The sequence below is a fragment of the Collimonas arenae genome, from assembly GCF_001584165.1.
In the GTDB taxonomy this organism is placed as follows: Bacteria; Pseudomonadota; Gammaproteobacteria; order Burkholderiales; family Burkholderiaceae_D; genus Collimonas; species Collimonas arenae.
In genome coordinates this window covers 2,705,542-2,730,653 of record NZ_CP013233.1, presented here as the reverse complement: position 1 = coordinate 2,730,653, position 25,112 = coordinate 2,705,542, and the positions used below count along the sequence as shown (strand labels likewise).

15 protein-coding genes, 1 tRNA gene and 1 pseudogene are annotated in these 25,112 nt (G+C 56.1%); 11 read left to right on the top strand and 6 right to left on the bottom strand.

Going from position 1 to position 25,112, the window contains the following annotated elements:
• Positions 1–9: 9 nt before the first annotated feature.
• From CAter10_RS12610 to CAter10_RS12590, 6 genes are all read left to right on the top strand, one after another.
• Positions 10–1,794 carry a ShlB/FhaC/HecB family hemolysin secretion/activation protein gene (locus CAter10_RS12610; protein WP_061535325.1) on the top strand — a complete coding sequence of 595 codons (1,785 nt, stop codon included), beginning with the start codon at positions 10–12 and terminating at the stop codon, positions 1,792–1,794.
• Between the two features lie 96 nt (positions 1,795–1,890).
• Positions 1,891–2,715 carry a peptidylprolyl isomerase gene (locus CAter10_RS12605; RefSeq protein ID WP_061535324.1) on the top strand — a complete coding sequence of 275 codons (825 nt, stop codon included), beginning with the start codon at positions 1,891–1,893 and terminating at the stop codon, positions 2,713–2,715.
• An 81-nt stretch (positions 2,716–2,796) separates the two neighbouring features.
• Positions 2,797–11,937, top strand: a complete 9,141-nt coding sequence (locus CAter10_RS12600) for a cytidine deaminase-like fold-containing protein (protein ID WP_061533676.1) — start codon at positions 2,797–2,799, stop codon at positions 11,935–11,937.
• On the top strand, positions 11,934–12,338 hold the full coding sequence (locus CAter10_RS22505; RefSeq protein ID WP_061537268.1) for a DUF6911 family protein: 405 nt from the start codon (positions 11,934–11,936) through the stop codon (positions 12,336–12,338). Before CAter10_RS12600 ends, CAter10_RS22505 begins: the two co-directional genes overlap by 4 nt.
• A 482-nt stretch (positions 12,339–12,820) precedes the next feature.
• Positions 12,821–13,465 carry a hypothetical protein gene (locus CAter10_RS12595; RefSeq protein WP_231878947.1) on the top strand — a complete coding sequence of 215 codons (645 nt, stop codon included), beginning with the start codon at positions 12,821–12,823 and terminating at the stop codon, positions 13,463–13,465.
• Between the two features lie 33 nt (positions 13,466–13,498).
• Positions 13,499–14,089 (top strand): hypothetical protein, encoded by a 591-nt coding sequence (locus CAter10_RS12590; RefSeq protein WP_061533674.1) that lies wholly within the window; start codon positions 13,499–13,501, stop codon positions 14,087–14,089.
• 121 nt (positions 14,090–14,210) lie between these two features.
• On the opposite strand, the gene CAter10_RS12585 is transcribed toward CAter10_RS12590, so the two are convergent.
• Positions 14,211–14,287, bottom strand: a tRNA-Pro gene (locus tag CAter10_RS12585).
• On the opposite strand from CAter10_RS12585, the gene CAter10_RS21965 reads away from it, so the two are divergent.
• Together CAter10_RS21965 and CAter10_RS12580 are read left to right on the top strand one after the other, a co-directional pair.
• Entirely contained in the window at positions 14,254–14,454 is a 201-nt protein-coding gene (locus tag CAter10_RS21965) for a hypothetical protein (protein ID WP_082797893.1), read from the top strand. The two genes, CAter10_RS12585 and CAter10_RS21965, sit on opposite strands and share 34 nt — an antisense overlap.
• 4 nt (positions 14,455–14,458) lie before the next feature.
• Positions 14,459–15,580, top strand: a complete 1,122-nt coding sequence (locus CAter10_RS12580; protein ID WP_061533673.1) for a M14 family metallopeptidase — start codon at positions 14,459–14,461, stop codon at positions 15,578–15,580.
• A gap of 86 nt (positions 15,581–15,666) precedes the next feature.
• Here the strand turns inward: CAter10_RS12580 and CAter10_RS12575 are convergent, their stop codons facing one another.
• The 5 genes and pseudogenes from CAter10_RS12575 to CAter10_RS12555 form a co-directional block, all read right to left on the bottom strand.
• Complete coding sequence (locus tag CAter10_RS12575) at positions 15,667–16,920, bottom strand: DUF2863 family protein (protein WP_061533672.1); 1,254 nt, start codon at positions 16,918–16,920, stop codon at positions 15,667–15,669.
• 484 nt (positions 16,921–17,404) lie between these two features.
• Positions 17,405–20,116, bottom strand: coding sequence for an aconitate hydratase AcnA (acnA, locus tag CAter10_RS12570; RefSeq protein ID WP_061533671.1), 2,712 nt, complete (start codon positions 20,114–20,116; stop codon positions 17,405–17,407).
• Between the two features lie 14 nt (positions 20,117–20,130).
• Complete coding sequence (locus CAter10_RS12565; RefSeq protein ID WP_061533670.1) at positions 20,131–20,619, bottom strand: hypothetical protein; 489 nt, start codon at positions 20,617–20,619, stop codon at positions 20,131–20,133.
• Positions 20,620–20,673: 54 nt separating this feature from the next.
• Complete coding sequence (locus CAter10_RS12560; protein WP_061533669.1) at positions 20,674–21,645, bottom strand: HpcH/HpaI aldolase/citrate lyase family protein; 972 nt, start codon at positions 21,643–21,645, stop codon at positions 20,674–20,676.
• A 186-nt stretch (positions 21,646–21,831) separates the two neighbouring features.
• Positions 21,832–22,820 (bottom strand): annotated as a pseudogene (locus CAter10_RS12555) (malate dehydrogenase).
• 436 nt (positions 22,821–23,256) lie between these two features.
• Here CAter10_RS12555 and CAter10_RS12550 point away from each other — a divergent pair.
• The 3 genes from CAter10_RS12550 (at position 23,257) to sdhD (ending at position 25,110) form a co-directional block, all read left to right on the top strand.
• Positions 23,257–24,042 carry a GntR family transcriptional regulator gene (locus tag CAter10_RS12550; RefSeq protein WP_061535323.1) on the top strand — a complete coding sequence of 262 codons (786 nt, stop codon included), beginning with the start codon at positions 23,257–23,259 and terminating at the stop codon, positions 24,040–24,042.
• A 288-nt stretch (positions 24,043–24,330) separates the two neighbouring features.
• Positions 24,331–24,741, top strand: coding sequence for a succinate dehydrogenase, cytochrome b556 subunit (gene sdhC / locus CAter10_RS12545; RefSeq protein ID WP_061533668.1), 411 nt, complete (start codon positions 24,331–24,333; stop codon positions 24,739–24,741).
• The gene (gene sdhD / locus CAter10_RS12540) at positions 24,742–25,110 is read left to right on the top strand and encodes a succinate dehydrogenase, hydrophobic membrane anchor protein (protein ID WP_061533667.1); all 369 of its coding nucleotides are present in this window, start codon (positions 24,742–24,744) and stop codon (positions 25,108–25,110) included.
• Positions 25,111–25,112: the final 2 nt, after the last annotated feature.

Here is a 25,112-nt window from a genome sequence, read left to right as displayed (position 1 = left end):
AGGCAAATGATGCGATACGTTTTTTATCCGCGTTTGCGGTCATCTATGCTGGCGACGGCACTATTATTCATCGGCTCGGTCAGCATGCTGTCGGCGTGGGCGCAACAAGCGCCAAGGATTGAACAAGATCCGGCTCAACGCTTGCTGCAGGAGCAGAGGGACCGCGAGCGTGAGCGCGCATTGAATCAGCCGCCGCCGCAGATCAGCGTCGCTCAGCCGCCGCCGCAAACGCTGCCGGCCGGGGTGGATATTGAATCGCTGCCTGATGTTGAACCGACGTTCAAGATAGATCGCATCGATCTGGTCGGCAATACTGTGCTGCCGACGGCGCAAGTGGAGGAGATCACCCGTCCGTTCATCGGCAAGCACTTGGGCAGCAATCGTATCAATCTGCTGCTGCGTCGTTTGACGGAGGCGTTTGTCGCGCGCGGGCTGATTACGACACGTGCCTACCTGGGAGAGCAGAATCTCAAGGACGGTAAACTGATCATCACCGTCATTCCAGGCAAGATCGAGGAAATCAAACTCAACGGCATGCCGTTGTCGACAGCAAAGGGTTATGCTGCATCCGGCCCGTTGCAGGGCGGTGGCTGGCTGACTGATCGCGGCGTGTTGTTGGCCATGCCCACGGCAGTTGGGGAAACGCTCAACCTGACCGATCTGGAGCAGGGCGTCGAGCAAATCAATCGTCTGCGCCGCAACAGGGCTGAAATGCAAATCCTGCCAGGAACAACGCCTGGCAGCTCCATTGTTGCCCTCGCCAATCAACCTGGCGATCGCTTCTGGTACACCGCCGGAGTGGATAACTATGGCAGCAACCAGACCGGATTGGTGCGAACAAATCTGATTGCAGAGGCTGACAACCTGCTTGGTCTACAAGAGATGTTCTCCATCAGCTACAGCGGTAGCCTTGATACCAATGCGCTGGTCGGTTCCATCACGCTGCCGATTGGCTATAGCACCTTCAGCTATACCGGAGCGATCTCCGAATATCAAAACCTGGTTGGCAGCACGGCGCTTTTGTATGGCAATAGCACCAGCCATACCTTTGGCTGGAACTATGTTCTATCGCGTAGCCAGGCGGTAAAAAACGCCATGGATGTGACACTGTCAAGGCGCAAGGTCGAGCGCAATGTCAATGACTTTGAACTCGACCCACAGCAATTAACCGTATTGCGCATTGCTGCAAATACCTTGCATCGGTTTGCCTTTAATGACCAACAGGCGAGTTGGACGCTGGATGCCGGTGTCTCGCAGGGATTGCATGCGTTGGATGCCAGTTGTGACGCTCCCGGTATCGCCAGCGGCGACGCACACAGTCAGTTCACCAAGATCGACGCCACGGCAACCCTGTCGCTGCCCATGGGAAAACTCGGCTCGACCGCATGGAACTGGCGCGCGCAACTTAATGCGCAGTGGAGCAAGCAAGCCTTGTTCGGATCGGAACAGATTTTTGCCGGGGGCATGTCATCAGTGCGCGGGTTTCAGGAAGGCGGCGGCACCAGCGGTGATCGCGGCCTGACGTTACGTAATGACGTGGCGTGGGTCAACACGCCCGAATTTGCCGGCGTGCACTTCGAACCCTATGTGTTCCTCGATATGGGGCGGACCGAGCTGATTGCGCAGAGAGCGTACCAGCAACTTGTCGGTGCCGGATTTGGAACACGCATGCAAGCCGTGTTTGGCAAGCACCGGCTGACAGGTGAAGTCCTGTTGGGCCGTGCATTGGCACAACCCGATGGATTGCCGCCGAAGAGCACCTTGTTACTCGCCAGTTTGAACTGGTCATATTGATTCTGTCATTCAAAGCAAAGAGGAAAAGCCATGTTTTACGCATCCACATACCGCCAACTGCAGCCACTGTTCGTTGCATGCAGCCTCGCTGCCGCGATGGTCGCACCGATTGCGCATGCGCAAACTGCAACTGCACCGGCGAGTGTCGCCGCGCCGGCCAGCAATCTGGGGCCTGGCGTGATCGCCAAGGTCAACAATGTAGCGATAACTGAAGCGCAGTTGCTGCGTGCGGTTCAGCAATCCGGTTTGCCCGATAGCCTGAATTTGCGGGCTGCGTTGAAAAGCCAATTGGTATCGCGGGAATTGTTCCGCCAGGAAGCAGAAAAAAAGCACATTTATGACAACCGCCCTGAGGTCAAGCAAGCCATGCAAGAGGCCAAGGATGCGGCCATTACGCAACTGTATTTGCGCGACGCAATCAAGCCGGCGCCTGTCACCGAACAGCAAGTGCAGGCGCAGTTCGACAGTATCGTGGCTAGCCTGGGCGACAAGGAGTACAAGTCGCGGCTGATTCAGGTGGGCGATGCCGCCACGGCTGCCGATGTATTGGCCAAATTGAAGGCTGGCGCAGATTTCGGACAATTGGCGCAACAGGTGAGCCTGGCGCAAAACAAGGTACGCGGTGGTGAACTTGACTGGATCAGTTTCAAGACCCCGGCACAAGAAGGGCATACGCAGAATCTGCCGTTGCCGATTGCCCAGGCGTTGGCAGGGCTGCCGGTAGGCGGGTTGACGCCGACGCCGGTGAATTGGAACAACACGTACTTCATCCTCAAACTTGAACAGGTCCGTCCGACGCAAGTGCCGAAATATGACGACGTGAAAGCGGTTCTGCGGCAGCAGCAGGAAGCCACGGCACTTGAAAAAGCCACGATTGCCGTCGTCAGCAATCTGGTCAAGCAGGCCAAGATCGAACAGTAAGTGTAGGTAATACCGTAGTTGGAACGTTGTGATTTTTGCCGTCGCAGTCATAGCGTAAAAAATAAAAAATCAGGGAAAAGTATGAATCGCTCGCTCCGTCAATTGCTGTTTCGTCTGGATCAATCGCGTCTGTCGATATCGTTGCGCCGCAGTGGCCTGCAGGCCGATCGTTTGGTCTCGACGGAGCAGAGCATCATCGGTCTGTCGCAGGACGGCGCGCCCCAGGTACGCGTTTGGCAACGCGTAGTTGCAGCGATAGTTGCTTTTACGTTATGGCTGGCTCCTTTGCAGGTGACTTGGAAAAACGCGACGCAATCTGCGGCTCAATTGGGCATCAGCGGCGATGTGCAGCGAGCTGGAAATTCGGCGGCGGATTGGCAATTTTTTACCGGACAGTTGAAACAGAGTTTGGCGAAAGCGCAGCAGGACGGCAACTGGGCGCCGCTGCAGGCGCAGATCGAACAGAAAATGCCGGGCTTTACCCGTGTGCTGGCAGCCAGGATTGCAGCAGCATTGCCTTCCATGCAAATTGGCCTTCATGGCGCCATGGCGGCGCCGATCACCGATCCCAGCGCACCGATACGCTTTCAACCGCAAGTTACCAGTAGCACTGGCGTCGGCGGCAATGTGCCAGTGGTCAATATTACCCAGCCGAACGCCAACGGCATTTCGCTCAACCAATACAGTCAGTTCAACGTCGATGCGGTCGGGTTGATACTTAACAACAGCATGACCGCAGGCGGCAGTCTGTTGGGCGGTAACGTCGCGGCGAACCCTTTCCTCAACGGTCGTACGGCAACCCAAATCATCAACCAGGTCACCTCGCAAGGTGGCCCGAGCAATATCGCCGGAACGATAGAGGTTTTCGGTGCTCCGGCCTCGGTCATTGTGGTCAATCCAAATGGCGTGAATTGCACCAGTTGCGGCTTTGTGAATGCGCCGCATATCACCTTGAGTACCGGGACGCCGCAGTTCCTGAGCGGCCCGGGCGGCAGCGCCACCTCGTTCGACAATGCGGCGGCGTTGTCCTACAACGTCCAGGGAGGCCGGATTCAGATCGAAGGCGCGCCTGGTGCAAATGGCACGCCGGGTGCAGGTATCGAAGGAACCGTCGGCGCAATCGATTTGATCGCCGGCAGCATCGGCATCAATGCACCGCTTTACGCAGGTCAGCAAATCAATTTGATCAGTGGTCAGCAAGTTGTGGCGCAAGCGCAGCCGGGACAAGGCCGTGCCGGTAGCGACTATCAAGTCAGCAGCAACGGCGCCAATACTGCCGCCAGCAATACGTCAGCACAAAATGGTTTGCAAATCGATGCCAGCGCATTCGGCGCGATGACGGCGGGGCAGATCAAGGTTATTGGCACCAGTCAGGGACTAGGCGTACGCAACGACGGCACCTTGACCTCCAGCGTGGGGGCGCTGTCGATAGATGCCAACGGAGATGTCCGGGTTGGCACCACTTATGCGCAAACCACGGTCGGCGTCACGACGAGCGGCAATGTCATCGCTAACGGCGACAGCCTCGGCGAACAAGCTGTTAACATCGCAGCCAACGGTAATGTGCAAGTCAACGGCAGCATCCAGTCGCAGCAAAACGTCAATCTGCAAGCCGGCGGCAATATATCCGGTACCGGCGGCGCGGTCGCGAACACCATTACGGCGAGCGCCGGCAACTCGCTCAGTTTGGGCGGCACCGTCCAGGCGACCAATGCGCTGAATCTTACTGCGCAGGGACACGATGGCACAGGGGACATTACCCTGGGCGGCAATGTAACAGCTCCGAACCTGACAGCGATCAATGCGGCGCGCGACATCACCATCGATGGCAGCATCACCAGCGCCACCACCTTGGCGCTGGCGGCGACACGCAATCTGACGATCAATGGCACCGCCGGATCGATTGGCGATTTGAGCCTGAAGGGGCAGCAGGGTAGCGTCATCACTACCGGCAATGTGGTCAGCTCCACCGGCAACGTGAATGTCGTGGCAAATACAGACGCCAATCTGGGCGGCCAGGTCTATGCGGCGCAGAGCGCCCAACTGCAAGCACAGAACGGCAGCATCACCGTCGGCGGTACGCTGGCAGCACAACAGCAGGTAAGTGCTACAGCTGCCAACGATATTGCTTTAGGCGGCAGCACGCAATCCGGCGCCAACACTAGCATCACGGCCACCAACGGCAGTGTGGCGTTGAACGGAGATTTGACCTCAGGTGGTGTGGTCGGCGTCACTGCAGGACAAAACATTACCGGTACCGGTAAATTAACCGCTCAAACCGATACGACGTTAACTGCCGGGCAGGGCATCGCCATCAGTGGCGCCCTGCAGGCCGGCGGTAATCTGAATGCAACAGCTGGCAGGGATATCTCGCTGGCGGCATTGACAGTCGGCGGCAACAATGGCGGCAGCGCCAAGCTGCAAGGCGCCAATGTCACGCTGTCCGGCCCGAGCGTGGTCGGCAATGCCAGCGGTGGCAATCTGACCATCGACGCCAGTAATGATGTGAGCTTGGGTGGTCAGACGCAAACTACAGGGCTGCTGCGAGTCACGGCCGGACGCGATATCAGCGTCAACGGCGGCACACTCTCCAATAGCTCGACGGCATTGAATGCGAATCGCAATCTGGCCGTTGGAGGCGCTGTCATCGCGCTGGGAGATATGAACCTGACCGCGCAGAGCGGAACACTGAAGACTACCGGTAGTGTGCTGGCAATGTCCGGGTTGACGGCCAAATCAGGTGGCGACTTCAATCTTGGCGGACAAGTCTATGCACAGAACGCAGCGGTCTTGCAGAGCCAGAACGGTAGCCTCAACGTTAGCGGCGATGTCAATGTACAAAGCAGCTTGCAGGTAAGCGCGGCCAATAATGCCACGCTGGGCGGTACCACTCAGGTTGTGGGCGACACGGCAATTACGGCAACATCCGGGGACATCACTCTGGCCGGTAACCTGGCCGGACACACTGTGGGAACCCTGGCCGCAGGCGGCAGCATCAACGGCGCCGGCAATACGCAATTCACGCAAGATCTCACGCTCGGCGCGGCCAAGGATATCGCCTTGGCGGGCACGGTTGGCGTTGGAGCGAATCTGAATGCGACTGCGGGTAACAACCTCTCGCTGGGTGCAACCACAGTGATCGGCAATGCAACGCTGGCGGCCACGCAAGGTAATCTCGCATTGAATGGCGCCACGACTGCCGGCGGTAATGTTCTGGCCAGCGCCGGAACCGATCTGGTTGCTGCAGGTGCTGTCAACAGCCTGCAAAATATCACTCTCAACGCTGGACGCAACCTGACGACGCAAGACAGTATCGGCGCGAGCAGCACGCTGACTGCCGGCGCCGGTCAGGCGTTGGCGTTGAATGGCGTCACTACCAGCCTGGGCAATGCGACCCTGACGGGAGCCAATATTGGGACCGGAGGCGATCTCAATATCGGCGGCACGCTGCAAGCCACCGCGCAAAATAATCTCAGTCTGACTGGCGGCTTGCTGACAGTCGGCAAGGATGCCAATCTGGCTGGTGCCAACATTACGCTGGGTGGCGTCGCAAGCGCCACCAGCATCACTGCGGCCAATCCGAATCCGGTCAACGCCATCGGCGGTAACCTGACCGCAACAGCGGGCAACAGTGTGACCACCAATAATGTCGGTGTCGTCAAAGGCAATGCGACCTTGAACGGCGCCAACAGCGTGACCAACAACGGCAACTGGCTGGCCGCGGGCAATGTCAATATCACGACGCAGCAGGCGGCCAACAATGCTGGTGCAGCCTTGCAATCGCTGGGTACCGCAACAATCAACACCAGCAGTCTGACAAATGCTGGCACGATCTACGGCGCCAGTACCAACGTCAACGCCAACAACAGCATCATCAATAACAATGGTTCGTTATTGGCTCGCGACAATCTGAATCTGGTGACCAATACTTTCGCAGCCAATCAGGGCGGATTATTGTTTGCCGGTGATACCAACGCCTCCGCAGCGGCATCACCCACTTCCGGCAATGTCAGCCTGACAGTCAACGGTGGCGTCGGCAGTTTTAACAACGCCGGCGGCCAGATCTTGGCGGCCAATAACGTCACATTGGCGTTGCGGAACCAGGATATCGATCCGACTGCAGCGGCATTTGGTACAGTCAATTTGAACGGTACGCTGACATTGATCGCGCAATCGATCAACGTCAATGGCAACTGGAATTTGCCAGGTTCAGGTTTGAACCTGCAAGCGACCAATGCGTTTACCAACACCGGTACGATCCAGAAATCCGGTGATATTTCGATCAGCGGCGCGTCCTTCACGAATAGCGGCAGCGTCATTTCCGGCAATGACCTAACGCTGAATGGCGTGATCACCAATCAGGCTGGCGGTACCCTCCATGCCGATCGCGATGTCAATCTGGGTGGCGTAGTCACCAACGCCGGCAAAGTAGAAGCGGTGCGAGATGTCAATCTGTCTGGTACCAGCTACGACAATACCGGCGGCACGACCACGGCCAACCGCGACGTGAATGCCACGTTGTCCGGCACACTGACCAATGTCGGCAGCACCATCACAGCGGCCAACAATGTCAATATCAACGCAGCAACAGTCAATAATGACCGTGCTGCGCCGGTATTCTTGCAAAACACCACAACTTCGGTGATTGACCCGGCATTATTGGGACAAGCGCTTGTCGGCACCCAGCAAATTCAAACCGGCGGCGGCTGCAGTGGTGACAATTGCCAGCCAATCAGCTACGTCACCCAAAACGTGACATTGGCTGATTTGAATCCGAATTATTCGGCAGGCACGCTCAAGGTCGTCAGCGTCTATGAAGTTGTGCCGAACGATGACGGGAGTGGCGGCAGTCACTTCGCCAATGTATGGCATTTTGCCGGCGACAATCCAGAGACGCTGGGACCCCCAACGACCCAGTTGCTGGCCTTGCCAACAGTGCAGACAACGGTACAAAGTCAAACCAATGGTCAGCAAGGTCTGATCACGGCAGGTGGACAGACCAGCATTACCGCCAACAGCTTGTCCAATCGTGGCAGCACCATCAGCGGCAACAATGTGGTGCTGAACGTACAGAGCCTGGATAATGGCCGTTCCGACACGATCATCACCTCCAAAACCAGCACCTTGGTTGATCAAGCTGGATTGAATAGTTTGATTGCGCAAATTGCCGGACTCGGTGTCAGCGCCATCGGACAACCGAATATCGCCGCCTGTCCTGGAGAATCACAGGGTGGTTGCACCTCAACGCTGGTGATTCCCTACCTGACACCTGCGGCTGCAGGAACCAGTGTGGCGCCAAGCACCGGCGGCACTACCACGGCATTAGGTGTGCGCGGTCAGATCGTCGCGAACCAGGATATGCAGATTAGCGGCGGCAATCTGGTCAACGCCGGCAACATCGTTGCGGGGCGAGATATTACGTTCAATGTGGCGGGGCTGACCAATCAGGGAGAGAGTAGCTATAACGTGCTGACTCAGGGTAGCTTGGTGGTGGCAAACCAGGTTGGCTTTACGGTGAGCGACAATTTTAATCCGCTGTCGCAGAGCATTGCGATCACACAGGATCCTGCGACCATCGTCGCCGGGCGTAATCTTGCGATTAATGCGGGCAGCGTCACCAACAACAATGCCAACCTGGCGGCATTGAGCAATGTCACGATTACCAGCCCGGGCACTGTCAGCAACCAATCCGGCACAATCCAGGCAACGAACGGCGATGTCAGCATCACTGCCGGGCAGTTGAACAATGCGCGCAGCGGTGGCACTGTCGGCTTGCAATCCCGACAGACCACGTTTGCCGGCCAAACCGTGGCCGACTTGAACCAGGACTTCTTTGGCGTGACAGAGCAAGCCGAAACGTCGCAGGCAGCTGTCATCAATGGCGCCCGCAATGTAACGATCAATAGCGCCACGCTGAACAATAACGGTAGCTTGATCAATGCCGGACAAAATGCCAATATCACCGTCACCAGCGCACTGAACAACAATGCGGATGTACTGGCAGTGACCAGCTACCACAGCCATGTCGAAAACCATTGCAGCCTGGGTTCGTGCGACCACGTGCGCGAGAACGATCCGGTCAACAACAACACGCCGAATCAATCCAATAGCGTCATCCAGGCCGCGGGCAGCCTGAACGTCAACGGCCAGGGTGGTCAGTACGCCGCGTTGCAAAACACCGGTACCATCAGCGGTTACCAGGTCAACCTGACCGGCAGCAACATCACGAACGGCTATACCAACCCGCAAGTCATGACGCCGGCCGGTTCCAGTCCGAAAAACGTCATCCCGCTCGGGCCGATAGGCGTACCGAGCGCAGCAGCAAACGCCCAGAACGGTGCGAGCCAGGCCGCAGGAGCCGGCGGCGCCACGAGCCAAGTCAACGCCAATCCAAATGTGGGACAGCAAACAGCAGTGCCGACAGCCACCGCAAACGGTAGCACCGGCAATAACGCGACATCCACGGGAGCTATTGGCAGCCAGGGTTTCAGCACGGCCCCGACTTCCACTGTCGGCAATGGCAACTTCCATTTCACTGGCACCACGCCAACAGGGCAGGCGAGCCTGCCGACGCAAGGCAGCAGTAGCGATCCGAAATATGTGATCAATAATCCGGCCAGCAATGTGCTGGGCGGATTGACGCCGCAGGTTTTGTTGAACAGTCTGCCGCCGGCATTGCAGCCGAACGGCTCGGTGCCGTTCTATTTTGATCCCTTTACCGAAGATCAGAAACTGCAGCAGGCCGCGCTGGCGCAAACCGGCAACGCCAGTTTTGTCAGCGGCGTGCAATGGGATAACCAGACGCAGGTCAGCCTGGCCGATCAGCAAAAGGCGGTCCTGTACAGCAACGCGATCAACTACGCGACCGAGAACAATATCCAGTTAGGGCAAGCGCTGTCGCAGCAGCAGATCAACCAGTTGACCGCGCCGATGCTGTGGTACGTCGAGCAAACGGTTCCTGACCCCAGTTGCACCGCCACAGGCACCTCTCAATGCGGGATCATCAATGCGCTGATGCCGCAGGTCTATCTGCCACAAGCCACGCAAGGCGCGCTGGCAGGCGGCGTCATCCAAGGCAATCAGGTCACGCTGACCGCAACCGGCACCGGTGATGCAGACCATCCCAACGGTACGGTCACCAACACCGGCTTCATCAGCGCCCAGCAACTGATCATCAACGCGCAGCAACTCAACAACGAAGCGCGCAACGCCGATATCGGCGTACAAACCTATCGCACAGACAAGCAGGGCTACACCAAGGTAACCGGCGACGAAGTCCAGCCGGGCGGCTTCCTGTCGGCCGCCAACTACCAGCTCAATGTCGACCGCGTCAACAGCGTCAGCGGCCAGTTCCAGCAACTCAATGCCGACGGCAGCGTCAACCAGGCCGGTAGCCAGGCCTTGCTGGACAACCTGCAGCAGCAATTGGGCAGCGATTTCACTCAAAGCACGGCGCAGAACCATATTCAGCAGGAGTGGGTACAGACCAAGAAGGCTGATCCAACCGCTTCGATTGTGATGATCGCTGCCGCGATTGCTATTGCAATAGTGACGGCAGGTGCGGGGGCTGCGATAGTTGGAACAGTGGCAGGAATGTCATCAACCGCAGTTGGTGCGAGTGCTGTAGCGTCAGCGGTGGCGGCAGGGATACAAGGTGCAATTGTCGGCACCCTAAGCAGCATGACTGGCCAGCTCATCACCAATGGCAGTATTGATATAGGGCAGGCGTTGAAATCCGGTGCGGTCAGCGGTTTGACTGCTGGCGTGACGAACGGCGTGCTAGGGAATATGAACAGCCCAAGCACGGTAACCCCCGGCGTTGATGGCGCGCAACCGATCAGTCAAGGTAGTTGGGATAGTTTTGTCAACAACCCAAGTCAATACGTTGCCACCAGTGTCGTTCGTAGCGGTATTAGTGCTGCGATTAATTCTGCTGCCTACGGCGGCAGTTTCGGTAACGCCTTCGCAAACGGAATGATTGCTGACGCGGCAGCAGTTGGTGCTAATGGTATCGGGGAAAATACAGCCGCCTATAGCCCGACGAATGTGCTAGGGCACGCCTTGCTGGGATGTGCGGCAGCGAGTTTGGGCGGCAATAGTTGTGCTGCAGGTGCGATTGGCGGCGCAACTAGCGCATTGGTTGCACCGATGATTAGGGACAGCCTTTATGATGGAGATGTCCTGCACTACGATAACGTTGCTAATAATGCGGTAGTGGCAGCGTTGGCGGCACTAGCTGGCGGGGGAGTGGCGATTGCACTGGGCCAAGATGCCGCAGTAGCCGCGAATGCAGCTACCAATGAGGCGATAAACAATTCGTTATCTGATCCGATAAAGAAAATCGTCAATGCAGGAAGAAATTGCACCGATCAGCAATGCCTGCTTACAGCTCAAACTCAAGTTGAAAAAGCTTATCAGACGGCAAGTAATAATGTCGCTGCTTCTTGCGGCGGAAATAATGACGCTGCTTGTCAGCAAGCTCAACAAGATCGCATTGGACTGATGAATGAGCGTGACCGTTTGCATGTGGTTATCTCTTCTATGTCCAATTGTGCAAGTGCTTCTTGTGTGGCGGCAACAACTGTGGGTACTATTGCGATAGGCGCAATTATTGGTGCTGTGGCTGGTAAAGCGATAGGGGCAGCGACAAATGCTATTAAGGGAGTATTCAGTGCAGAAAGCGACGCTGTTGCAGTTGGGGTGAATGGGGCCGCTGCGGGACCAGTGACCTCTGGTGGTACTGCAAATGCTGCAACGGCTCCACTTCTTAAACAGCAACTTGCAAACGAGTCGCTAACAGCCAGTGGCGCAAATATGAGTAACATCAAGGTTGTTGCGCAGGGAAGTGTCGAAGGCCAAGTCTATATTGATACAAATCAATCGGCCCGCGCAGTGGCTGCCGCTAACCCGGCTGAAAGTACGCTGGTTCCCGCAGATCGAGTCAATGCCAGAGCACCGACAGTCGGTGTGGTTAACGGCGATATGTCAACCGCGCATGCGGAGATTGGTGTGATTCAGCAAGCATCCAACGCAGGGGTGGCAAATGGGGCAAATATGACAATGACGGTCACCGGGGAGCCTATCTGTACGTTCTGTCGCGGTGATATTCCAGCAGCAGCAGAAGCTGCTGGTTTGAAGTCATTAACACTTTATGAAGCCACAACTGGAAAAACGTATTATTGGGAACCGGGTATGACTAACATTAAGGTGAAAACTCCATGAGAGAAAATAGTATAGTTTCATGGACAGTATCTTCGCAATCTGCATCTGTTAAGGGGGGAAGTCTAGTTAACCCCTCGTGGCGAGAGGTTGAGGAAAAACTGTTACTCTCGTTAAAAGACGCTGGCACGGTTACGCTAGATATTGAAGACCAAAATGGCCATCCCCGATCGCTTCAGGTGAGAGCTGAGGGAGGTATGTTTGTTATTACTCTTGGTGTAGAGGCAAAGAATGATTGGGTTGTTCGAACTTATCAAAACCCGATTGCTAAATCGGAGAATATCTTAATACTGGGTGATGTTTGGAATGCTAGAATTGTTTGTGATGATAAAGCTCTCGTAGTGGCAGCATTTGATGAGTTTTACAATACAGGTGATGTGTCAGAAAAATATTTACCTTATTAGGCTTTTAGAGACGACGAGGGGAAATCCGCAGAGGTCGCAGGTCTTGCGGAGGTCGGGGTCAGATACCGTCTTGCAATGACACATGCCATGTTTCAGCGTGAACAACCCACACTCAATTTTTGACTTGGCGTTGTGTCATTGCAAGCCCCGACTTCAATCCTTCCCGCAATCATCAAGCTTTACGTGGAGAGAGTCGGGGTCAGATACCGTCTTGAATAGCACAGAGATCGGGGTCAGATACCGTCTGAATCGCCACCAGTAACCCAATCAGTCTCAAGGCTGTCATTAAGACTGCCCACAACACCAATCCCGCCTCCTTTTCCCCGCGACACCCCACGTCTCTTTACCCACCGATTGATGTTGTATTGTTAATTGCCATGTGTCAATATGGCATGTTTGTCTTCACCATCTTTAGCCATGCATTTTGCCCGCCCAATCTCGCCACGGAACTGATTTTTCTGTGACAGACAGCGGGCATTTGCATGTTTCATGTACGGCGAAAACAAACACCAAAATCAGTTTTTCAATTTCTCATAACAAAACAACCAACTGCAGGGGGATTTAACATGCATTTTTTACGGACCATATGCGCGATGGCCGCCGTTGTCGTGATGACGGGTTGCTCGGTCATGGCGCCGCAGTATTCGGCCTCAATCGATAACGTACAAAAACTCAAGGATTCTGGCGACTACTCGGCAAAGGTTGGCGCATTCACTTCCAAGCCTGGCCAGGGGAACGTCAATCCGATTTCGTTGCGCGGCAGCTCCATGAATTCCCCTTATCAAAGTTCGTATGCAAAGTACGTGGAAGAGGCGATCAAGCAGGAATTGTCTTTGGCTAACAAGATGGCGCCGAATGCGAATGCTGAGGTGTCGGGAACGCTGTTGAAGAATGATCTGGATTCCAGCGGTTTCTCTACCGGTACAGGTGACATAGAAGCGCGGTTCGTCGTCAAGAAGCAGGGGCAAATTTTGTACGACCAAGTGAAGTCTGCACATCATGAATGGCCGTCGTCCTTTGCCGGCGCGGTAGCGATTCCGCGTGCAATACAAGAGTACCCAAACCTTGTGCAAAAGCTGTTGGCATCTCTGTACGCAGATCCCGCCTTCCTTAGCGCATTAAAGTGATTTGAACCGATCAAAATTTAAAAAAATCAAATAATGAATATCACAAAATATATCTCATCCATTGCTGCTGTCGTGATCTTGGCTGGCTGTGCACATCCGATGAGTGTCGCTCCGAATGTCGACAGCATCAAGCTGACCTCTACCGATCAGACAATCAAGAAGAATGTCGCTTACTACATAGCTGATGACGTGCGCATCAAGGAAGTCACCACGCCGGGCGGCGGTGGCGACAAGGTAACTTATGCGCCTTATCGCGATATGGAAACGGCGTTCTACAAGATGTTGTCGAACGTGTTTGCCAACGTCACGAAACTGAGCAAGCCAGACGACAAGGATGTCATCGCGAAGAATAAAATCGACTACGTCATCACGCCGCAACTGGTCACAAATTCATCGTCTTCGAGTGCGTTTACCTGGCCGCCAACGCAGTTCAGCGTCGATATGACATGCAGCGTAAGCGACGTGAATGGCAATGTGTTGGTCACGCAGAAAGTGGAGGGGCAGGGGCGCGCAGAATTTGCGGAATTCAAAAAGGATCTTTCCTTGTCCGGCAAGCGGGCAATGGAAGATGCGTTGATGAAGATGCAAACCGCATTAATTGAGGCACCGGCATTGCGCCAATAACGATTGCTGAGGCAGCTCACGGCTTTACCTTGCTGTCGGAAAGTCTCCTGCCAGCAAGGCGCAACATACCGCTCAAATGAAAAAGGCCAATCCGAAGATTGGCCTAAGTCATTGATTCAATTGGTCGGGGCGAGAAGATTCGAACTTCCGACCCCTTGCACCCCATGCAAGTACGCTACCAGGCTGCGCTACGCCCCGACAAGCCTGTTATTATATCAGAGCAAAATTGCTTTGTTCCCAACGGAATACCGGGAATCAGCAAAAATTTTTCACTGATTGTCCGCCAGGAACTCGCAGCGGTCCGCAGGCAGTTTGTTGCCGCGATTGATATGCGCATTCCGGCGGCAGTCTTCACTACACAATAATCTTATGCCAATTAAAATTAGCCAGCAGTTTGACGCCGGAGCGATTGAAGTGGTGCGCGCCGATGATCCTCAGCAAATCGACTTGAAAATCCGTAGCGATTCGCACGCGGATTTCACCCAGTGGTTTTACTTCCGCCTGCAGGGCGCGCGCGAGGAGGCGTGCCGGATTCGTTTCCTGAATGCTGGCGCGACCACCTATCCAAAGGGCTGGGAAAACTATCAGGCGGTGGCGAGCTATGATCGCGAGACCTGGTTCCGGGTGCCGACCGAGTTCGATGGCGAAGTGATGACCATCGAGCATACGCCGGACCGCGACAGCGTCTATTACGCTTACTTTGAACCGTATTCCTGGGAGCGTCACCTGGCGTTGCTGGGTAGCGCTGAAGAGTCGCCGTTGGCGCGAGTAGAGGATATCGGCAGCACGATCGATGGCCGCGACATGAATGTGCTGGTCATTGGCGATCCGGATGCGCCGAAGAAGGTGTGGGTCATCGCGCGCCAGCATCCTGGCGAGACCATGGCTGAATGGTTTGTCGACGGCATGGTCGATGCGCTGCTGGACCGTTCCGATCCGCTGGCGACGACCCTGATGCAGAAAGCGGTGTTCTACATCGTGCCGAACATGAATCCGGATGGCTCGGTGCGCGGCAATCTGCGTACCAACGCGGCTGGCGCCAATCTGAACCGCGAGTGGATGGCGCCATCGTTGGAGCGCAGCCCGGAAGTGTTTGCGGTGCGCAACAAGATCCACGAAGTCGGCTGCGATCTGTTTCTGGACGTGCATGGCGACGAAGCGCTGCCGTACGTGTTCGTGGCCGGTTCGGAAATGCTGGAGGATTTCAGCCCGCAGCAGGCGCTGGAGCAGCAAAAATTCATCGACGATTTTCAGCGTGCCAGCCCGGATTTCCAGACTGAGTTCGGCTACGCGGCGAGCAAGTACAGCGACGACGTGTTGACTCTGGCGTCCAAGTATATCGGCCATACCTTCAAGTGCGTATCGCTGACGCTGGAGTTGCCATTCAAGGACAATGCCAATCTGCCTGATGTTGAAACTGGTTGGGATGGTGCGCGTAGCGCACGCCTGGGGGCGGTGGTGTTGCAGCCGATACTGCGGGCTTTCTCTTAAGCTGACTGAGCAGGTTTCATGCGCCGCCTGGAGCGGCGCATGACCTTTCTTTCACTTCGGCTGCCTGACGGGTTAGCCGATCTTCCTCAATGAAAATGCGCTGATCCAGTTGGCGCATCCTCTGGCATCTCCGGATGTACCAGGTCGCCTTCGCGATCCGGGTACAGCGGCGTGCCGCAATCATCGCAGAATTCCATCGCATACAGGCCGGCATGGCGCTGGATGTCGTCGATGCCGCACTCACGCAGCAGGGCCAGGATCTGTTCCAGCGGCGTTTCGGCTTCGGCGGTTGCCGGGTCGGCATCACTGCTGCGCACGATGACATCTTCATTGGCTTCTTCGGGGCCATACAGCGGCCATACGACGCCGTAGATCACTTCGTTGGTCTGTCCCAGCGAGAAGCCGATCCGGTATTCATCGACGCGGCCGCTCTCCGGCTGTTCGCTGAAGCGGCCGATGCTGGCATGCAGGTCCTTCGATGCGATTTCCAGGGTGTGGGTCAGGTAATAGCTGGCGGCGCGCAGCGAGGCCGGGCGAATTTGCAGATCGGCTTCGCGGCAGGCTGAAAAATAGGCTTCAGGCAGTAGCAGTTGGACACCGCAACCCGGCAGCAGGCGCGTCAGGTTGGGCGTCATCTGGTTGCGCCATTGTTCCAATGCCTGTTCCTGGTCGGCCGCGATGTGGCCGGCGTGGCCGTGCGCCAGCTGCCAGCGGAACAGCGGCATGCCGGTCGGGACCACCAGCGCCGCTAGCACATAGCGGGTATCTGCCAGGAACGGTGCAGTTGGCGGTGGATTGGCAGGACTGCGCACTGGCACCGCGCTCAGCGCCGCATGCGCCAGCTGATGCAACAACGCGTAAGTGTCGGAATGACTACGCGGTAATTGGTCGATCGCGTACAGCGTCGGCACGATTCCCGTCAGCACTTCCGGCGCCAGGATATGGGCATGCAGATGGGCGCTGAGCGTCGTCATCACGTCGGCCGGAATCGGGCCGGAGCCAATCGAGAAACGGGTCCACGCCAGTAACGGTATGCCAATCAACAGGCAATCGTATTGCTTGCCTTGATACTCGATGCTGCTCGATTCGCTGCAGGCTTCGACCACATCCATCAACGCATCATAGGCATCGGGCTGGGTTGGAAACAGTTGTTCCAGCGCGCCGTCGATCGGTTCCTGGTGGTGCGCCTTGAAGTGCTTGTTGAGCAAGGCTTCGATATCACGTTCCCATGAGCGTTCTTCGAGACGGCTGGAGGCTTGTGTCAATGCCTGCGCCAGTTCGGCCAAGCGGTGGCTGTCAGTGGAAAATTTACGGGAAGGTTTTTTTGACGGACGGCGCATAGTAGATAGAGTAGGGGGCTGACAACAGGGAACCTCGAAAAACCTACTGCACGCTGCAATCTCGGCACTGCGATGCTCGTCGTACTCTCGTACGGCCGCGCTTCTCCTGTCGACCTTGCAACGTTCGCTACGGTTTTTCGAGGTTTCCAACATAGTCGAATTCTTACTGCGTGACCGTAACGAATGCGCATTGCGCATTCGTTGGCATCAGCGGCAACTGAGATGCTCACATATTCGTCTATTTAAATATGCTCCGCTTTTCTGCGCTGCCTTCTGGCCTACGACCGCTTGCTGAGAGTTTCAAGGACTCTGAGGCAGGAAGACTGCAAGTTTGTATTGTAGTGGATTTCTGAGTACGGGCCGCAGAAATGCAAAACGCCGGCAATGCCGGCGCCTGTCATTCCATCTAGATTATTTGCAAACTACTTGCAACTGACTGCCTGGCGCCATCCCGTGTAGCGGATGACGCCAGGCAGGCCGGTTGTTATGCTGCCAGCAACTGGCGCAGCACGAACGGCAGGATACCGCCGTGTTTGTAGTAATCAACTTCGATCGGTGTGTCGATACGCAGCAGAACCTTGACTTCCTTGGTTTCGCCGTTGGCGCGATGGATCACCAGGGTAGCATCTTGCTGTGGCTTGATTTCGCCGTCGATGCCCTTCAGGTCGAAGGTTTCATTGCCGGTGATGCCCAGGGTTTGCACGCTGTCGGTACCGATGAATTGCAGTGGCAACACGCCCATGCCGACCAGGTTGGAGCGGTGGATACGCTCGAACGAACGCGCAAACACAGCCTTCACGCCCAGCAGTTGAGTGCCCTTGGCTGCCCAGTCGCGCGACGAACCTGTGCCGTACTCTTCACCAGCAAACACCATGGTTGGCACGCCATCCTTGATGTATTGCATTGCTGCGTCGTAGATCGATGTTTCTTCGCCGGTAGGCTGGAACAGGGTGATGCCGCCTTCGACACGCGAACCATCCGGTGTTGCCGGGATCATCAGGTTCTTGATACGAACGTTGGCGAACGTACCGCGCATCATGATTTCATGATTGCCGCGACGCGAGCCGTAGGAGTTGAAGTCCGCCTTCAGCACGCCGTTGGCGATCAGCCATTTACCTGCTGGGCTGGATTCCTTGATGGAGCCGGCCGGCGAAATGTGGTCGGTAGTGATCGAATCGCCGAACACGCCCAGTGCACGCGCGCCGGTAATGCCGGTGGCAGCTGCCTTCGGCACCATGGTGAAGTCCTGGAAGAACGGTGGCTCAGCAATGTAGGTCGATTTCGGCCAGTTGTAGACTTCGCCGCCGGCGACGCCCTTGATGGCTTCCCACAGCTTGCCTGGTGCGCCCTTGACATCAGCGTAGTTGGCTTTGAAGGTCTTGGCATTCATCGCAAACTTCATCAGCTTGGCAACTTCTTGCGAAGTTGGCCAGATGTCGCCCAGATAGATATCCTTGCCGCCCTTGCCCTTGCCGACAGGCTCAGTCATCAGGTCGCGCGTCATGTTGCCGGCGATTGCGTAAGCAACAACCAACGGTGGCGAGGCCAGGAAGTTGGAGCGAATGTTCGGGTGGATCCGTGCTTCGAAGTTACGGTTACCGGACAACACAGCCGATGCCACCACGTCGTTCTTGACGATAGCTTCGTTCATGGCTGGTGTCAGGTCGCCAGCGTTACCGATACAGGTTGTGCAACCGTAGGCAGTGACGCCAAAGCCGAGTTTTTCCAGGTACGGCAGCAGGCCAGCCGCTTCCAGGTACTCGGTGACGACACGCGAGCCAGGGGCCAGCGAAGTTTTGATATGCGCAGGCACTTTGAGGCCGGCTTCGACCGCCTTCTTGGCCAGCAAACCAGCCGCCAGCATGACGCTTGGGTTGGAAGTGTTGGTGCAAGAAGTGATGGCAGCGATCAATACGTCGCCGTTCTGCAGCTTGACGCCGTCAGCGTTGGTGTAAGTCGCGTCCAGGTCTTCGGCTTTCTTGTTGAAGCCGTTTTCTGCGATAGGCTTGCTGAACAATTCTGCGAAATTGGCTTTGACGTGGCCGATTTCGATACGGTCTTGCGGACGCTTTGGACCTGCCAGCGACGGCGCAACGGTACCCAGATCGAGTTCGACGACAGTGGTGTAGTCAATGTCGCCTGCCTTTGGAATGCCGTACAGGTTTTGTGCCTTGAAGTAGCCAGCGAATGCATCGATTTCCGCTTTGCTGCGGCCGGTGCCCTGGAAGTATTCGATAGTCGCGTCGTCAACTGGGAAGAAGCCCATAGTGGCGCCGTATTCAGGCGCCATGTTGGCGATGGTGGCGCGGTCGGTCAGGCTCAGCGAGGCAGTGCCTTCGCCGAAGAATTCAACGAACTTGCCAACAACCTTTGCTTTGCGCAGCAGTTCGGTGATGGTCAGCACCAGGTCGGTTGCAGTGACGCCTTCACGCAGCTGGCCGGTCAGATTGACGCCGACTACGTCCGGTGTCAGGAAGTAAACCGGTTGGCCCAGCATGCCGGCTTCCGCCTCAATGCCGCCCACGCCCCAGCCGACTACGCCGATACCGTTGATCATGGTGGTGTGGGAGTCAGTACCGACCAGGGTGTCCGGATAGTAGACCGAATCCTTCTTGTGGACACCGCGTGCCAGGTATTCCAGATTGACCTGGTGGACGATGCCGAAGCCAGGAGGCACGACGCCGAATGTATCGAATGCCTGCATGCCCCATTTCATGAACTGGTAGCGCTCGTTGTTGCGCTGGAATTCCAGTTTCATGTTCAGGTCGAGCGCTTTCTTTTCACGGAAATGGTCGATCTGCACCGAGTGGTCGACAACCAGGTCAACCGGCACCAGCGGCTCGATGTTCTTGGCGTTCTTGCCCAGCGAAGCGGCGACGTTGCGCATGGCGGCGAGGTCGGCCAGCAGCGGTACGCCGGTAAAGTCTTGCAGCACGACGCGCGCTACGACGAAAGGGATTTCGTCGGTACGGGCTGCGTTGGCGCCCCAGGCTGCCAATTGTTTGACGTGCTCTTCGGTGACCTTCTTGCCGTCGCAGTTACGCAGTACGGATTCCAGCACGATACGGATCGACACAGGCAGGCGCGAGATGTTGATGCCGAGTTTTTTCTCCAGGGCTGGCAAGGAATAGAACTTGCCTTTCTTGGAGTCGGAAATCTTGAATTCCTTGAGTGTATTCAGCGTGTTGCGGGACATGATTTCTCCTTAAATTACAAACTATTTGCCGGGTCGGCGGGAGCCGCAGCCGGCATCTGTTCTTGTGCCGGGGACTTGCATTCGTTAGCCAGTTGCAGGCCCTTTTTTGAATCGAGCAAAATGCCTTTGGCCGGGATGCCGATCCACAGCAGGCCGTATTTGCGGTTTTCAAAACGGTTGGCGCCGGTGGTGGTCGGCACGCGTGTCAGGCGGTGCAGGGCTTTGCCCCAGCGCAGCGCGATGTGCTTGTCGTCTTCGGCGTTGGTGTAGATGGTCAGGTTGTTACCCAGTTCGCAGTGATAATCGACCGCGGTGGATGTCTTGATGTCAGGTGTGCCTTCGTCTTCGCCGTCATCGACTTCTGCGGGGGCAGCCTTGGGCGCGGCTTTCTTGACGGCCTTCTTGGTCGTTTTCTTGGTGGTGCTGGTTTGCGCCTGCACTTGCGGTGCGGCGACGGCCAGGCTGGCGCACAGCAGTACTAAAATGGACAGACTCTTTTTCATTTCCAATGCTCCGTAGTGCACTTGCCATACTGCTTATCAGACGGCAAGGTGCGGTTATAACAAGGTTGTTGCGATTTCAGGTACTGCAATGCCGCTGCTTTTGGCGCGCTGCAGGACTGTCCAGTAATAACGATAGCTGGCGCGGTCATGCAGTATGCCGTGATGCTGTATTGGTCCCCATGCGGCGTGTTGCGCCGCATGCAGGATCTGTGCCGCCTCGGCGATTTCCGATGGCGGCGGGGTAAAAGCTTGTACGATAGCGCGGATCTGCTGTGGATGGATGCTCCACATCCGGGTGTAGCCGAATTGCTCCCTGGCTTGCCGCGCATCGGCGGCGACGGTCGCCATGTCCTTGATGTCAGTCGTGACGTTATGTGAGGGCACTTTGCCATGCGCATGGCAGGCGGCGGCAATTTCCAGTTTGGCGCGGGTTACCAGCGGGTGGCTGAATTGTCCTGGCGAGCGCATCGCATCGCTGGGGATGGCGCCGTAATGCGCGGAAACGAAATCCATGATGCCGAATGACAGCGATTGCACCTGAGGCAGTGCGGCGACGGCGAACACGTCGGCCAGCGCGCCATGCGTTTCAATCAGTACGTGGACCGGCAATGCTTGCCGCCCAGCGCGGCTGGCATGGTGATTGATGAGATCAATGGCGCTGCGCACTTCGCCGACGCTTTCGGCCTTGGGCAGCATCAGATAGGCCAGCCGACTGGCGGCACCCTGGCAGATGATCTGGATATCTTGTTCGAAAAAACTGCTGCCGATGTCATGTACGCGAGCGCCGATGCGCTCAAAGCGATTTTCTGCGCCGGCAATGACGCTGGCCGTCAATTGCGCATGCGCTATTTCGTTGCCTGCGCTGGCGCCATCTTCACAGTCGAAGGTGATGTCGAATACTGGGCCCAGTTCCTGTTGCAGCGTGAGCGATTTACGCATGAGCTTTTCAGCGCCGGCGTAATGATCGCAGACCGGTAACGATACCGGTTGTTGCTTGCCTAGGAATAAGACCTCGGTAGGATGCATTGCGAAATTTCTAATAATTACAGATCGGTATCAACCGTAGGGCAGGCACGCTGTGCCCACGCATGAACCAGATAACCGGAGTACATGCCGATGTGGCATGGAAATCAGCCGGCAAGCGCATTAATGCAGTTCACGCATGGGCGCAGCGCGCCCATCCTACGCCGCTTGCCGGCCTGTGAGTCAGTATTAGCCGACCAGGTGTTTTACGCCGTCACGCTCTTCTTGCAGTTCTTTCAGCGTGATGTTGATGCGCTCTTGCGAGAATTCGTCGATTTCCAGGCCCTGGACGATTTTGTATTCGCCGTTTTCAGTGGTGACCGGGAAGCCGAACATGGTGCCTTCAGGGATGCCGTAGGAGCCATCCGACGGTACGCCCATGGTGGTCCACTTGCCGTTGGTGCCCAGTACCCAGTCGCGTACATGGTCGATTGCTGCGTTGGCTGCCGATGCTGCCGACGACAGGCCGCGTGCCTCAATGATTGCTGCGCCGCGCTTGCCGACTGTTGGCAGGAATACGTCCTTGTTCCAGACCTGATCGTTGATCAGATCCTTGACCGATGCGCCGTCGGCTGTCGCGTAGCGATAGTCGGCGTACATGGTAGGCGAGTGATTGCCCATACGAACAGCTTTTCGATTGCCGAAACTGGTTTGCCGATCTTGGCCGCAACTTGCGACAGGGCGCGGTTGTGGTCCAGACGCAGCATTGCTGTGAAGTTCTTGGCTGGCAGGTTTGGCGCCGATTTCATGGCGATGTAAGCGTTGGTGTTGGCAGGGTTGCCAACCACCAGTACCTTGACATTGCGCGAAGCGACGGCGTCGAGTGCCTTGCCTTGCACGGTGAAGATTTGGGCATTGGCTTCCAGCAGATCCTTGCGTTCCATGCCTGGGCCACGTGGGCGTGCGCCAACCAGCAGTGCAACGTCGACATCCTTGAATGCAGTCATTGGATCGCTGTGAGCGGTGATGCCGGCCAGCAGTGGGAAAGCGCAATCGTCGACTTCCATGATCACGCCTTTCAGCGCTTTTTGTGCTTTCTCGTCAGGGATTTCGAGCAATTGCAAGATGACCGGTTGGTCTTTGCCGAGCAGGTCGCCGTTGGCGATGCGGAACAGCAGGGAGTAACCGATTTGACCAGCGGCGCCGGTTACGGCAACGCGCATAGGGGATTTAGCCATGTTGAATCTCCAGAGAGGTGATGGAAAGCGATATCTAATTAATCATTGCAAGACGGGGTGCAGGAGCCAACGCAGTGTGGCGAATTACCCTGTCGACAACCGTTTGGATAAAACGGCTGAATTGCAAAAAGCCCAGTTAAATATAAAAAGCGTGACGCAAAATTGGTGGCGTAATGCGGAACCTCTAATAATACCGGCGAAAGCCTCGCTCGTCAGTTTGTTTCGCTCCGATTTTGGTGCGCAGGAAATCGCGTATTGCATCCTTTGCATGAAAATCGATTGCGGCGGCGGCGAGGAAATTCTGGTACTGTTTATGCCCGCGAGTGTAGGCCTGTGGTCATGGTATGTCAATCAATATCTTATGTCTTATATAAGACATATCATTGCTTATTTTGTGCTGGACGGAAGCATGGGTTTTATGGTGAAATCTGAGGTTATGAGTTCCATCCCGTCCAATGTGAGTAGCAGCGACCCAGCCGGCCAGAGCGCCGCTGTCCCCGGAGCGTCTCCGACGTTCAGTCCGCTCTACCAGCAAATCAAGGCGTTGATCATGCAGCGCCTGCAATCCGGTGAATGGAAGCCGGGTGAGTTGATCCCCAGCGAAGTCGAGCTAGGTAACCGTTTCAAGGTCAGCCAAGGCACAGTGCGCAAGGCGATCGACGAGTTGGCCGCGGAAAACCTGCTGGTGCGACGTCAGGGCAAGGGGACGTTCGTTGCGACTCATCACGAGGCGCGTTCGCAGTTCCGTTTCCTGCGCCTGATGCCGGATAGCGATCAGCCACAAACCACCGATAAAAAAGTCATTGAGCTGAAGCGCTTGCGCGCTCCGGCGGAAATTGCACGTTTGCTCGGCATGAAGTCGGGCGATTCGGTGGTGTATGTCAAACGCGTATTGGCGTTTGATGGCGTGCCGACAATTCTTGAGGAATTGTGGTTGCCGGGAGCATTGTTCAAGACGTTGACGCTGGAGCGGTTGGCCGAATACAAGGGGCCGATGTATGGCTTGTTCGAGACGGAGTTCGGCACGCGCATGATTCGCGCCACCGAGCAGATCCGCGCCGCCAGCGCTGATGGCGATGCGGCTGAGCTGCTGGCGGTTGAGAAGTCGTCGCCGCTGCTGTGCGTGGAGCGCGTGTCCTTTACCTATGGCGACAAACCGGTAGAAGTGCGGCGCGGGTTGTATGTGACCAGTCGCCATCACTACCAGAACGAATTGAGTTGAGAGTTGAATTGAATTTTGAGTGTGCGGAACTGTGCACTATTGCGTTGGCCGCAATGGGTCATTGCAATTTGAAAGGTGGGCAGGTTTAGGTTTGCTCACATGGCGGCGCCGGAAGGGCAGTCCGGAGCGTGCCAATGGCGTCTGGCAGCAAGTTTGACGAGAAATAGGGTGCCGATGGTGGTGATTATTCCGGATATTGAATAATAACTATTGGTGTGCTGCACAAAAATCGGCGAAAATTGCGGGATTGCACTTGCAGTAAATTTTTAAACTGAGGAGAACCCTGTTATGTCTGAAGCCGCGAAGCCCAATCGGCCACAGTTTCGTAATATTCACATTACCCAACTTGGCAGTTACCGCTTGCCGTTGGCCGGCCTAGTTTCTTTTTTGCACCGTGTTAGTGGCCTGCTGATGTTTTTGCTCTTGCCTTTCATCCTGTTCTTGCTGGACAAGAGCCTGGTATCTGAAAGTTCCTTTGACTACTTCAAGGGTTTTACCTCGAACTGGTTCGTCAAACTCGTCATCCTGGCCTTGTCGTGGGCCTATCTGCATCATTTCTGCGCCGGCATCCGCCACCTCATCATGGATAACCACATTGGGCTGGACAAGGTCAGCGCGCGCAAATCGGCTGCGGGTGTCCTGGTGATCAGCGTGCCACTGGCGCTGATCGTTGCATTGAAACTGTTCGGAGCATTCTAAATGGCAGATAACAACAATATCGGAGCCAAGCGCCTGGTCGTTGGCGCACATTACGGCTTGAGAGACTGGCTGGCGCAACGCCTGACAGCCGTCGTCATGGCAATCTACACCGTCATCCTGCTGGTGTGCTTCCTGACCGCCAGCAACTTCAGCTATGACGGCTGGGCAGGACTGTTTTCACATCAGTGGTTCAAGCTGGTCACATTCGCGACCCTGATGTCGCTGTTTTTTCATGCATGGGTTGGCGTGCGTGATATCTGGATGGATTACGTCAAGCCGGTCGGTATTCGCCTGGTCTTGCAAGTTGCCACAATCCTGTGGTTGGTCGGTTGTGCCGGATGGGCGGCGCAGATTTTGTGGAGAGTGTAATC

Excerpts from the sequence above, each read along its gene's own strand:
- CAter10_RS12575 (WP_061533672.1), bottom strand. The coding sequence starts at position 16,920 with ATGCGCCGTCCGTCAAAAAAACCTTCCCGTAAATTTTCCACTGACAGC.
- sdhC (WP_061533668.1), top strand. The coding sequence starts at position 24,331 with ATGTCTGAAGCCGCGAAGCCCAATCGGCCACAGTTTCGTAATATTCAC.
- CAter10_RS12600 (WP_061533676.1), top strand. The coding sequence starts at position 2,797 with ATGAATCGCTCGCTCCGTCAATTGCTGTTTCGTCTGGATCAATCGCGT.
- CAter10_RS12565 (WP_061533670.1), bottom strand. The coding sequence starts at position 20,619 with ATGAAAAAGAGTCTGTCCATTTTAGTACTGCTGTGCGCCAGCCTGGCC.
- CAter10_RS12595 (WP_231878947.1), top strand. The coding sequence starts at position 12,821 with ATGTTTCATGTACGGCGAAAACAAACACCAAAATCAGTTTTTCAATTT.
- sdhD (WP_061533667.1), top strand. The coding sequence starts at position 24,742 with ATGGCAGATAACAACAATATCGGAGCCAAGCGCCTGGTCGTTGGCGCA.
- CAter10_RS12550 (WP_061535323.1), top strand. The coding sequence starts at position 23,257 with ATGAGTTCCATCCCGTCCAATGTGAGTAGCAGCGACCCAGCCGGCCAG.
- CAter10_RS12605 (WP_061535324.1), top strand. The coding sequence starts at position 1,891 with ATGGTCGCACCGATTGCGCATGCGCAAACTGCAACTGCACCGGCGAGT.
- CAter10_RS12590 (WP_061533674.1), top strand. The coding sequence starts at position 13,499 with ATGAATATCACAAAATATATCTCATCCATTGCTGCTGTCGTGATCTTG.
- CAter10_RS22505 (WP_061537268.1), top strand. The coding sequence starts at position 11,934 with ATGAGAGAAAATAGTATAGTTTCATGGACAGTATCTTCGCAATCTGCA.
- CAter10_RS21965 (WP_082797893.1), top strand. The coding sequence starts at position 14,254 with ATGCAAGTACGCTACCAGGCTGCGCTACGCCCCGACAAGCCTGTTATT.
- CAter10_RS12580 (WP_061533673.1), top strand. The coding sequence starts at position 14,459 with ATGCCAATTAAAATTAGCCAGCAGTTTGACGCCGGAGCGATTGAAGTG.
- acnA (WP_061533671.1), bottom strand. The coding sequence starts at position 20,116 with ATGTCCCGCAACACGCTGAATACACTCAAGGAATTCAAGATTTCCGAC.
- CAter10_RS12560 (WP_061533669.1), bottom strand. The coding sequence starts at position 21,645 with ATGCATCCTACCGAGGTCTTATTCCTAGGCAAGCAACAACCGGTATCG.
- CAter10_RS12610 (WP_061535325.1), top strand. The coding sequence starts at position 10 with ATGCGATACGTTTTTTATCCGCGTTTGCGGTCATCTATGCTGGCGACG.